The sequence below is a fragment of the Streptococcus mitis ATCC 6249 genome, from assembly GCF_000146585.1.
Lineage (GTDB): Bacteria > Bacillota > Bacilli > Lactobacillales > Streptococcaceae > Streptococcus > Streptococcus mitis_AZ.
The window spans coordinates 1,454,554-1,466,408 of the sequence record NZ_GL397179.1 but is presented as its reverse complement, the minus strand read 5'-3'; the positions used below and the strand labels follow the sequence as shown (position 1 = coordinate 1,466,408).

The following is an 11,855-nucleotide window of genomic DNA, read 5'->3' as shown; positions in this document are numbered from 1 at the left end:
GGAGACAGAGCTATGTCACTTGAAAATAAATTGGAACAAGCAACTGGTGCTATCAAAGAAGGATTTGGTAAAGTTACTGCCGATAGCAAAACAGAAGCAGAAGGTGCTGTAGAAAAAACAGTTGCCAAAGCAAAAGAAGTTGTTGAAGATGCTAAAGGTGCTGTAGAAGGTGCCGTTGAAGGTCTTAAAAACTCATTTAAGAAAGAAGACTAAAAAAATCAAGGGAAAACTTCCCTTGATTTTTTGATTTTATAGGTAACGTTCTGCGACAGCTGCGTCACCAGGGTAGGATTCTTTCACTCCATTGACGATTTGGTAGCGATCAGCACCCTTACCCGCAATAATCACGGCATCGAGTTCTTGGTCAGTGATGGCCATTGCCGCTTGGATGGCTTGTTCGCGATCGGCAATCTTTTCAACAGGATGGCTGATATAGCTACTGATTTCCTCTGCAATCGCCATAGGATCTTCATAGTTGGGGTCATCAGCTGTGAGAAAGACTTGAATCTCAGGATGTTGATTGAGGAGGAGACCAAAGTCTTTGCGACGACTCTCCCCCTTGTTTCCAGTCGAACCGAGAACCAGAGCGATTTTTCCAGTCTGATGAGTTTCAACTACATTGATGAGTTTTTTCAGACTGTCCCCGTTGTGGGCATAGTCGATGAAGACTTTAGCACCATTTTTCTGTGTGAGGACTTCCATACGTCCAGGAACTCGGGTTGCAGCGATTCCTTTTTGGATGTCCTCTAGACTAGCACCTAGACGAAGGCAGGCAAGTCCAGCAGCGACTGCATTTTCTTGATTAAAGTGACCGATGAGTTGGATATCATAATCGCCAGCGAGTTTTCCTGTAGCTGAGAAGCCAAAGGCTTTGGAGTTCTCGATTTGGTTACTTGACTGGTTACCATAGAAGTCATGTTCTTGATCTTCAACTTGCTCTTTCAAGACAGAAAAGTGGTCCATGTCGCTGTTAATGACAACTGCTCGGCTATTTTCCATCAAGAGACGCTTGTGGTAGAAGTAGTCTTCAAAACTAGGATGCTCAATCGGACCGATATGGTCAGGACTGATATTGAGAAACACTCCTACATCGAAAGTGAGGCCGTAGACTCGCTTAACCAAGTATGCTTGACTGGAGACTTCCATGATGAGATGGGTTCTTCCGTTATGAACAGCTTGAGCCATCATATCAAAGAGATCGATACTTTCAGGAGTTGTGAGTGCAGACTTAAAGAAGGTCTTACCATCTAATGTTGTATTCATAGTAGACAACATAGCAGGGCGATGATGTTGAGCCAAGATGTTATAGGCAAAATAGGCTGCAGTTGTCTTCCCCTTGGTTCCTGTGAAGGCGAGAATTTTGAGTTTCTCTTGTGGATTACCATAAAATTCCATGGCAATCAAACTCATGGCTTTCTTAATGTCGTTCACGATAATAGCAGGAATACCGACCTCGTAGTCTTGCTCAGCTATATACCAATCCAGCCCTTGTGAGATAGCGGAGAGGAGGAATTCTTTTTTGAAAGAAGCTCCCTTAACAAAAAATAGGCTTCGCTCTTTAACTTTACGGCTGTCGTAACTGATACTATCAAAATCGACATCACTGTAATTGTAGTAGTAGCTTCCCTGATTGATAATCTCACGGAAGAGACCATTTTTCTTTAAAATATTTAATACGGTTTCAATCTTTATCATACTTTCTATTGTAAACCGAAAGTCTGAATTTTACAAGTAACAAGGAAAAGTTTATAATGGAAGATAAGGAACTTTTCCTAGTTATCAAAATTGAATGAGGAAGCTATGTCTAACGAAAACAATCACCAGCAAGCCCAGATGTTGCGAGGGACTGCTTGGCTAACAGCTAGTAACTTTATTAGTCGCCTCCTTGGTGCTATCTACATTATTCCCTGGTATATCTGGATGGGGACCTATGCTGCCAAGGCCAATGGTCTCTTTACCATGGGCTACAATATTTACGCCTGGTTCTTGCTGATTTCGACAGCGGGTATCCCCGTTGCGGTCGCCAAACAAGTGGCTAAGTACAATACCATGCGAGAAGAAGAGCATAGCTTTGCCTTGATTCGGAGTTTCCTAAGCTTTATGACGGGCTTGGGCCTAGTCTTTGCCTTGATCTTGTATCTCTTTTCTCCCTGGTTAGCAGATTTGTCAGGTGTGGGGAAAGACCTGATTCCCATCATGCAGAGCTTGGCTTGGGCGGTCTTGATTTTCCCATCTATGAGTGTCATCCGAGGTTTCTTCCAAGGGATGAATAACCTCAAACCCTATGCTATGAGTCAAATCGCCGAGCAGGTGATCCGTGTTATCTGGATGTTGATGGCAACCTTCTTCATTATGAAGATGGGTTCTGGTGACTACTTATCAGCCGTTACCCAATCGACCTTTGCGGCTTTTGTGGGGATGGTGGCTAGTTTTGCAGTCTTGATCTACTTCCTAGTCCAAGAAGGTTTGCTCAAAAGAGTATTTGAAACACGGGATAAAATCAATAGCAAGCGACTCTTAGTCGATACTATCAAGGAAGCCATTCCCTTCATCCTGACAGGATCAGCCATCCAGCTTTTCCAAATCCTGGACCAGATGACTTTTATCAGAAGCATGACTTGGTTTACCAACTATAGCAATGAAGACTTGGTTGTTATGTTTTCTTATTTCTCTGCCAATCCGAATAAAATTACCATGATTTTAATCTCTGTAGGAGTTTCCATTGGTAGTGTTGGCTTACCACTTTTGACGGAGAACTATGTAAAAGGTGACTTGCAGGCAGCAGCTCGCCTAGTTCAAGATAGTATGACCATGCTCCTCTTATTCTTGCTGCCAGCAACGGTTGGAGTTGTCATGGTAGGGGAACCGCTCTACACAGTCTTTTATGGTAAGCCAGATAGTCTGGCCATGGGATTATTTGTCTTTGCAGTTTTGCAGTCTACTATCCTAGGCTTGTATATGGTCTTGTCTCCTATGCTTCAGGCCATGTTCCGCAACCGCAAGGCAGTTCTTTACTTTATCTATGGTTCCATTGCTAAGATCGTCTTGCAACTTCCAAGCATTGCTATTTTCCACAGCTACGGTCCTTTGATTTCAACAACTATCGGCTTGATCATTCCGAATGTCTTGATGTACCGAGATATCTGCCAGGTAACGGGTGCTCGTCGAAAGATTATCTTGAAGCGAACTATCTTGATTACCATCTTGACCCTTGTCATGTTTATCCTAGTTGGCTTCTTGCAGTGGCTACTCGGTTTTGTCTTCCAGCCAAGTGGACGTCTCTGGAGTTTCCTTTATGTAGCTCTCATCGGAGGGCTTGGAGGAGGTCTTTATGGCTTGATGAGTCTACGGACACGACTCTTGGACAAGATAATTGGCCAAGCTCAAGCAGATCGACTACGGACACGATTGAAAATATCGTAAATGATTTATAAATAAAAGTTATAATTACAACCTTTCTATTAAAGAAAGGTTGTTTTATTGTTAAAAATATTAAAAAAGTAGAACTTTTTCTAAATTTAGTAGCAAAAAAATATGTTTTTTGACTTTTTCTTCAAAAAAACCTTGACTAAATAAAACTAAAGCTGTATAATAAGACAAAACTTTTAAACAGGAGGTTCTGGAAATGAAAAAGTCTAAGGCCAAGTATCTGACACTGGCAGGTGTCGTGTTAAGCGCAGGTATCCTACTAAGCGCATGTGGGAACTCAGCAAGTTCATCTAAAACATACAACTATGTTTACTCTAGTGATCCATCTAGTTTGAACTATCTGGCTGAAAACCGTGCAACAACCAATGATATTGTTACCAATTTGGTTGATGGTTTGATGGAAAATGACCAATATGGAAACTATGTTCCATCTTTAGCGGAGGACTGGACCGTTTCTCAGGATGGTTTGACCTATACCTATAAACTTCGTAAGGACGCTAAGTGGTATACGTACGAGGGTGAAGAATATGCCCCAGTTACTGCTCAAGACTTTGTGACAGGTTTGAAATATGCTGCTGATAAAAAATCCGAAGCCTTGTACCTTGTTCAAGACTCTGTAGCAGGTTTGGATGACTATATCAACGGGAAAACAACTGACTTTTCAACTGTCGGTGTTAAGGCGATTGACGACCAAACAGTTCAGTACACTTTGACTCGTCCAGAATCTTATTGGAATTCTAAAACAACTTCAACCATTCTCTTCCCTGTCAATGCAGATTTCTTGAAATCAAAAGGGGATGACTTTGGTAAGGTAGATCCTTCTAGCATTTTGTACAATGGACCTTTCTTAATGAAATCTTTTGTTTCAAAATCTGTGATCGAATTCAAGAAAAATCCAAATTACTGGGATGAAAAAAATGTCTTTGTGGATGATGTGAAATTGTCCTATTATGATGGTAGTGACCAAGATGCACTAGCACGTAACTTTGTAGAAGGAGTCTATAGCTACGCGCGTCTCTATCCAAATAGCTCAAGCTTTGAAGGAATTAAAGAGAAGAACAAGGATAACATCATCTATAGCATGCAAAATGCAACTTCTTATTACATAAACTTCAACTTGGATAGAAAATCATATAACTTCACGTCTAAATCATCAGATATCGAAAAGAAATCAACCCAAGAAGCAGTTTTGAATAAAAACTTCCGTCAAGCCTTCAACTATGCATATAACCGTACAGCCTATGGAGCACAATCTCAAGGGGAAGAAGGAGCAACAAAGATTATTCGTAACTTGGTTGTACCTCCAACATTTGTAAGTATCAACGGAAAAGACTTTGGCGATGTTGTTTCAGAAAAGATGGTCAACTATGGCCAAGAATGGCAAGGAATCAATTTTGCAGATGCACAAGACCCATACTACAATCCTGATAAAGCTAAAGCTAAATTTGCAGAAGCTAAGAAAGAATTGGAAGCTAAGGGTGTACAATTTCCAATCCACTTGGATGTATCAGTTGACCAATCAGCTAAAAAAGGTGTACTTGAAGCAAGTTCTTTGAAACAATCCATCGAATCTGTTCTAGGAGCTGAGAATGTGGTTATCGATATCCAACAGCTATCAACAGATGACTTTGACAACTCTACTTACCTAGCTCAAACTGCAGCTCAAAAAGACTTTGATATCTATAATGGGGGTTGGAGTGCGGACTACTTGGATCCATCAAGCTATCTTGATATATTAAATGTCAATAACGGCGGTATGTTGCAAAACATTGGTCTAGAACCAGGTGAGGTCAATGACAAGGCTAAGGCAGTTGGTCTGGATACTTACACTCAAATGCTAGAAGAAGCGAACAAGGAGCAAGAACCAGCAAAACGTTATGAAAAATATGCTGAAATTCAAGCTTGGCTCGTTGATAGCGCCCTTGCTATTCCAAACGTTTCTCAGGGTGGAACACCGACCTTGAGAAAGACAGTTCCATTCTCATCGCCATTCTCACAAGCTGGAAATAAGGGTGTCGAATCATACAAGTATCTCAAGTTACAAGATAAGACTGTAACGGCTGATGAGTATGAAAAAGCTAAAGAAAAATGGCTAAAAGAAAAAGAAGAATCAAATAAAAAAGCCCAAGAAGAACTGGCAAAACACGTTAAATAACCAGTCTATTCAACAGGAAAAACGATAGTTTCTCAAGGAACTATCGTTTTTATATAGTTTGAAACTATAACTAGCTCTTGAAAACAAGAAAATGAGTTAGTAAAAATAAGTGGTACAATAGTTACTATAGATTTGGAGGTATTGTATGAGCAAAGAACTACACATCAACACAATTTTGGCCCAGGCTGGGATCAAGTCAGATGAGGCTACAGGTGCCTTGGTAACACCGCTTCATTTTTCAACCACTTATCAGCATCCGGAGTTCGGTCAGTCTACGGGATTTGACTATACCCGTACCAAAAACCCAACTCGCAGTAAGGCGGAGGAGGTCTTGGCGGCAATCGAATCAGCAGACTATGCCCTAGCGACAAGCTCAGGTATGGCTGCGATTGTACTAGCTTTTAGTGTTTTTCCAGTAGGAAGTAAAGTCTTGGCTGTGCGAGATCTTTATGGGGGTTCTTTCCGTTGGTTTAACCAAGTCGAGCAGGAAGGCCGTTTCCATTTTACCTATGCCAATACAGAAGAAGAGCTGATTGCTGAGTTAGAGAAAGATGTGGATGTTCTCTATATCGAAACACCAACAAATCCCTTGATGTTGGAATTTGATATTGCCAAACTAGCCAAACTAGCTCATGCCAAGGGTGCCAAGGTAGTAGTGGACAATACCTTCTACAGTCCGATTTACCAACGTCCGATTGAAGATGGTGCGGATATCGTTCTTCATTCAGCCACCAAGTATCTAGCAGGGCACAATGATGTCTTGGCTGGGGTAGTTGTGACTAATAGTTTAGAACTATATGAGCAACTGTTCTACAATTTGAATACGACTGGTGCGGTCTTGTCACCATTTGATAGTTATCAGTTGATTCGTGGTCTTAAAACTCTACCTCTTCGTATGGAGCGTTCTACAGCCAATGCCCAAGAAGTCGTTGCCTTTTTGAAGGATTCACCTGCAGTTAAGGAAGTGCTCTATACTGGACGTGGAGGCATGATTTCCTTTAAAGTAGTGGATGAAAAGCGTATTCCTCATATTTTAAATAGCTTAAAGGTCTTCTCATTTGCAGAAAGTTTGGGTGGGGTAGAGAGTCTGATTACCTATCCGACAACTCAGACTCATGCGGATATTCCAGCAGAAGTGCGCCATTCCTATGGCTTAACAGATGACCTCCTGCGCTTGTCAATTGGGATTGAAGATGCTAGAGATTTGATTGCGGACTTGCGCCAAGCTTTGGAAGGATAAGATAGATATGGGAAAATATGATTTTACAAGCCTGCCCAATCGTTTTGGGCACCATACCTATAAATGGAAAGAAGCAGAAGCTGACCGAGAAGTTCTACCAGCCTGGATAGCAGATATGGACTTTGTGGTTTTACCTGAGGTTCGACAAGCCGTACAAGCCTACGCAGATCAGTTGGTCTATGGCTATACCTATGCTAGTGATGCTTTGATTGAGTCGGTTCAGAACTGGGAAGCCAGTCAACACGGCTATCACTTTGACAAGGATGCCCTCGTCTTTATCGAGGGAGTGGTACCGGCTATTTCAACAGCTATTCAAGCCTTTACAAAAGAAGGAGAGGCTGTTCTGATTAACACACCGGTCTATCCACCTTTTGCCCGCAGTGTCAAACTCAACCATCGCCGATTGATTACCAATCCTTTGGTGGAAAAGGATGGGCTGTTTGAGATTGACTTTGACCAGTTGGAGAAGCAATTGGTAGAAGAGGATGTGAAGCTTTATATCCTTTGCAATCCCCACAATCCTGGTGGACGTGTTTGGGAAAAGGAAGTGTTAGAAAAGATTGGGCATCTCTGCCAAAAACATGGTGTTTTGTTGGTTTCAGATGAGATTCACCAAGATTTGGCACTCTTTGGTCACAAACACCAGTCTTTTAATACCATTGATCCTGCTTTTATAGACTTTGCCCTTATCTTGAGTAGTGCCACTAAGACATTTAATATTGCTGGGACCAAGAATTCCTATGCAGTTATTGAAAATCCCAAGCTTCGTGTTGCTTTCCAAAAACGCCAGTTGGCCAATAACCAGCATGAAATCTCAGGCTTGGGTTATTTGGCGACAGAAGCTGCCTACCGTTATGGTAAGGACTGGCTAGGAGAGTTAAAGGAAGTCATCGAGGATCACATTAACTATGTAGTGGATGTTTTGGGCAACGAAACCAAGATTAAGCTCATGAAACCGCAAGGTACCTACTTGATCTGGCTTGATTTTTCAGCCTATGACCTAACGGATGACCGCTTGCAAGAGCTTTTGAAGAATGAAGCCAAGGTTATCTTGAACCGAGGTTTGGACTTTGGAGAGGAGGGAACTCTTCATGCCCGCCTCAATGTGGCTATGCCGAAGTCAGTACTGGAAGAGGTTTGCCAACGCATCGTGACTACTTTTGCTACTCTTTAAGAATCGAGCCTTCTAGGAGAAAAGTCTTCCTGGAAGGCTATTTTCATAGGGGATAATATGGTATAATGAGGAGATAAGATAAAGGGGTAACTATGGCTAAATTGATTCCAGGAAAATTGCGCATGGAGGGGGTCACCCTCTATGAGACGGGCAAGATTGAGATCATCAAGGAAAAAGGGAATCGCCTCTATACACGTGTAGCTGGAGAAGACTTGCGCTACAGTTTAGAGGATGATCTTGTTTTTTGCGCTTGCGATTTTTTCCAAAAAAGAGGTTACTGTATTCACCTAGCAGCGCTCGAGCATTATCTGAAAAATGATGAAGAAGGTCAGGTGATTTTACAAACCTTAGAAAAAGGACATGAAGAGCAAGAAGAAGTTGAAACCAAGGTTAGTTTTGGTGGAAGTTTTTTGGAGCGTGTTCAACCTCAACAACGAGAAGAGACTTACACTTTGTCGGCTCTAGGCCAGGTGGAAGCTGGAACCAATCGCCTCCTTTGGACTCTGCGAATCGGTTTGCTTGAGAGTCAAAAATATTACGTCATCCGTGATATTCCACTCTTTTTAAAGGTCTTGGCCCAAAGCAAATCTTACATGATTGGGAAACACTATGAGAATAACTTGTCTTGGGAGGTTTTTGACGAATCGAGTCAAGAAGTTCTTACTTTTTTACGAGGGTTGATTGAGGAGGGGCTCAGTCAGGAACTCTTTTTCCCAAATCAAGGTCGTCACCTCTTTTTTCCTCTGACCTTTTTTGAGCAGGGTGTGGGTTTATTGATGAACTTGGAAGATTTTCATTTTGACCACCAGCTTGATAGCTATGAGAATCTCCTCTTTCATGATTTAGATCCTGATGCAGACCTTTTCTCTTTTTACGTGCAGGAGTACCCAGATTATTTTGAGATGGAGATTTCTGAAAGTGAGCGAGTCAACGTATTCTATGGAGGGGCAGTTCTCTTTCGTAAGGGCAATGTTTATCTCTTAAATCCGAAACAAATGAGTCTTTTAAAGGAAATCAATGAACTTCCTCAGGAAACAAAAGGGAGAAAATGCCTCCAGTTTGATACTGGCGATCGGGATCGATTGGCTTCCTGTCTTCCTTTGTTTGGGCAACTGGGCAAGATTTCTGCTCCAGAATGTTTACAAATACGCCCCTTTTCACCGATCTTTTACTTTGACAAGGAGAAGGATGGTCGTATCCGCTTGGATATCGAGTTTGATTATGGAGATATTCAGGTGACTAGTCGTCAACAGCTGGAAGAATTACCTTTCGCTAGCGATGCTGCTGTAGAAAGCCAGATATTTCAAGTTAGTTTAGGGGCTGGTTTTGAGGCTGATTTTCAGTCTTGGAGACAGGCTTTGAAGCCTGAGGCAGTTTACTCTTTCTTTCACCATACGATTCCTGCTTTTGAGAAGTTGGGTCAAGTTTTCTTGTCTGATGAGATAAATCAGCTCTACAGCCTTCAAACTCCTCAGGTTCAGATCGAGTCCAAAGGAGGACTGCTGGAAATCCAGTTTGACTTCCAAGGGATTGGGCAAGAAGAGATTGATCAAGCTCTTAAAGCCTTAACCAGCAATCAGGATTTCTATATCAGTTCTTCTGAACAAGTATTCTTTTTTGATGAGAAAACCAAGCAGATTCGTCAAAATTTGCAGGAACTGGGTGTTGAGCTAAAAGATGGTTGTTTTCAGGCTCGAAAATCCTTAGCTTATAGTCTGTCCCAGCTTTTTGAAGGTCAAGACAGGATCTCCTTTTCGGAGGAATTTAAGCATTTAGCCCATGATTTGACCCATCCTGAGGACTTTCCTTTAGGAGAGGTACAGGTTCAAGCGAGTTTGAGAGACTATCAAGAAAAGGGTGTGCGTTGGCTACAGATGCTCCATCATTACGGTTTTGGAGGCATCTTGGCAGACGATATGGGACTGGGTAAAACACTGCAGACCATTGCTTTTTTGACAAGTCAGGTTACAGAAGATAGTCGTGTCTTGATTTTGGCGCCGTCAGGTTTGATCTACAACTGGGCAGATGAATTCAGAAGATTTGCACCGCAATTGGATTTGGCAGTTGTTCATGGTTTGAAAGCGAATCGAGAAGAGATTCTTTCTCAAAATCATCAAATCTATGTGACTAGCTATGCGAGCTTTCGTCAAGACAGTGACCTCTATCAAGAGATGTCCTTTGATTTTCTCTTTTTAGATGAAGCCCAGATCATGAAAAATGCTCACACCAAGATTGCCCAGAGTTTGCGCCAGTTTGTGGTGCCAGCAGTCTTTGCCTTGTCAGGTACGCCCATAGAAAACCATCTAGGAGAGTTGTGGTCTATCTTTCAAATTGTGCTACCCGGTCTTTTACCGAACAAGAAAGAGTTTATGAAATTACCAGCTGAGCAGGTGGCGCAATTTATTAAGCCCTTTGTCATGAGACGTAAGAAAGAAGAAGTTCTAACAGAACTGCCTGATCTGATTGAAGTCGTCTATAAAAACGAACTGGAAGACCAGCAGAAGGCCATCTATCTGGCCCAGTTGCAACAGATGCGAGAGCGTCTAGCGCAAGTGACAGATCAAGAATTCCAGAGAAGTCGCGTAGAAATCTTATCTGGTCTCATGCGTTTGCGCCAGATCTGCGATACGCCAGCTCTCTTTATGGACGATTACCAAGGTGCCAGCGGTAAACTCGATAGTCTCCGAGATTTATTGCTACAAGTGGCTGATGGTGGGCATCGTGTCTTGATTTTCTCACAATTCAAAGGAATGTTGGAAAAAATTGAGCAAGAACTTCCAGACTTGGGTTTGACTTCTTTCAAAATCACAGGCTCAACTCCTGCTCAAGACAGGCAAGAGATGACCAAGGCCTTTAATCAGGGAGAAAGAGACGCCTTTCTCATCTCTCTGAAGGCAGGAGGTGTCGGTCTTAATCTAACGGGTGCTGATACCGTCATCCTAGTGGACCTCTGGTGGAATCCTGCGGTTGAAGCCCAAGCTATCGGACGTGCCCATCGTATGGGACAGGAGCAGAAGGTAGAGGTTTATCGCTTGATTACGAAAGGAACCATTGAAGAAAAGATTCAGGAACTTCAAGAACAGAAAAAGCATTTGGTTTCTCAGGTTTTAGATGGTACAGAGTCGCGTTCGAGCCTCAGTCTGGCAGAAATTCGAGAAATTTTAGGGATTTCTGAAGCCAACACTTGAAAAATCAAGACAATACGCTATAATGAAGAGTTGAAAGGAAATACAAAATGAAACAAGATCGATTTCCATTGGTGTCAGATGACGAGATCATGCTGACCGAAATGCCAGTCATGGACTTGTATGATGAGTCTGACTTTATCAGCAATATCAAAGGCGATTACCGAGATAAAAACTATTTAGAATGGTCCCCTATTGTTGAGGAAGCTAGTGTAGTTGCTCCTGTGGTTAGCAAAAAGCCAGAACCAGCTCCAGAGGTAAAAAAAGTTGAAAAGACTTATGCAGAGTTGGCTCGAGAAGAGGCGCGTGCGGATCTAAAAAAGAAACGTTCAGCCAAATACCTGACCCAAGATGTTAGCCATACCAGACGACACAATGGTTCAACACTTGTTCGTCAGGGAAATCAACCCACAGCGCCATTTCAAAAGGAAAATCCAGGTGAGTTTGCTAAATTTAGCAAAAACTTGAGCCAGTCCCACTATATTTTAGCTGAAGAAGTTGGACAAGTAGTGACTCCGAGTCTTGAAAATCAAGCTGGAAAAGCTAAAAAGAACAACTATGATTTTCTGAAGAAGAGCCAGATTTATAATAAAAAGAATAAGCAATCAGAACAGGAACGTCAGGTTGCCCAAGAGTTGAATCTGACAAGAATTACTGAGTAAGGGAGAAAAG

Annotated in this window: 8 protein-coding genes; 7 read left to right on the top strand and 1 reads right to left on the bottom strand. The window is 42.1% G+C overall.

From position 1 onward, the window contains the following. The first annotated feature begins 12 nt into the window (after positions 1–12). On the top strand, positions 13–213 hold the full coding sequence (locus HMPREF8571_RS0101960) for a CsbD family protein (RefSeq protein WP_000051181.1): 201 nt from the start codon (positions 13–15) through the stop codon (positions 211–213). 36 nt (positions 214–249) lie between these two features. On the opposite strand, the gene HMPREF8571_RS08780 is transcribed toward HMPREF8571_RS0101960, so the two are convergent. Further along, the gene (locus HMPREF8571_RS08780; RefSeq protein WP_000590331.1) at positions 250–1,695 is read right to left on the bottom strand and encodes a UDP-N-acetylmuramoyl-L-alanyl-D-glutamate--L-lysine ligase; all 1,446 of its coding nucleotides are present in this window, start codon (positions 1,693–1,695) and stop codon (positions 250–252) included. Positions 1,696–1,800: 105 nt separating this feature from the next. On the opposite strand from HMPREF8571_RS08780, the gene HMPREF8571_RS08775 reads away from it, so the two are divergent. The 6 genes from HMPREF8571_RS08775 to HMPREF8571_RS08750 all read left to right on the top strand — a co-directional run bounded on the left by HMPREF8571_RS08775 (position 1,801) and on the right by HMPREF8571_RS08750 (position 11,845). Continuing rightward, positions 1,801–3,423 (top strand): putative polysaccharide biosynthesis protein, encoded by a 1,623-nt coding sequence (locus HMPREF8571_RS08775; RefSeq protein WP_000064196.1) that lies wholly within the window; start codon positions 1,801–1,803, stop codon positions 3,421–3,423. A gap of 202 nt (positions 3,424–3,625) precedes the next feature. Then, positions 3,626–5,584, top strand: a complete 1,959-nt coding sequence (locus tag HMPREF8571_RS08770; RefSeq protein WP_000748533.1) for a peptide ABC transporter substrate-binding protein — start codon at positions 3,626–3,628, stop codon at positions 5,582–5,584. A 145-nt stretch (positions 5,585–5,729) separates the two neighbouring features. After that, the gene (locus HMPREF8571_RS08765) at positions 5,730–6,824 is read left to right on the top strand and encodes a cystathionine gamma-synthase (protein WP_000031946.1); all 1,095 of its coding nucleotides are present in this window, start codon (positions 5,730–5,732) and stop codon (positions 6,822–6,824) included. Positions 6,825–6,831: 7 nt separating this feature from the next. Continuing rightward, complete coding sequence (locus tag HMPREF8571_RS08760; RefSeq protein WP_000521340.1) at positions 6,832–7,998, top strand: MalY/PatB family protein; 1,167 nt, start codon at positions 6,832–6,834, stop codon at positions 7,996–7,998. Between the two features lie 92 nt (positions 7,999–8,090). Next, positions 8,091–11,186, top strand: a complete 3,096-nt coding sequence (locus tag HMPREF8571_RS08755) for a DEAD/DEAH box helicase (RefSeq protein WP_001096257.1) — start codon at positions 8,091–8,093, stop codon at positions 11,184–11,186. A 47-nt stretch (positions 11,187–11,233) separates the two neighbouring features. After that, positions 11,234–11,845: a hypothetical protein gene (locus HMPREF8571_RS08750; protein ID WP_000806740.1), complete on the top strand. Its 612-nt coding sequence runs from the start codon at positions 11,234–11,236 to the stop codon at positions 11,843–11,845. Positions 11,846–11,855 lie beyond the last annotated feature (10 nt).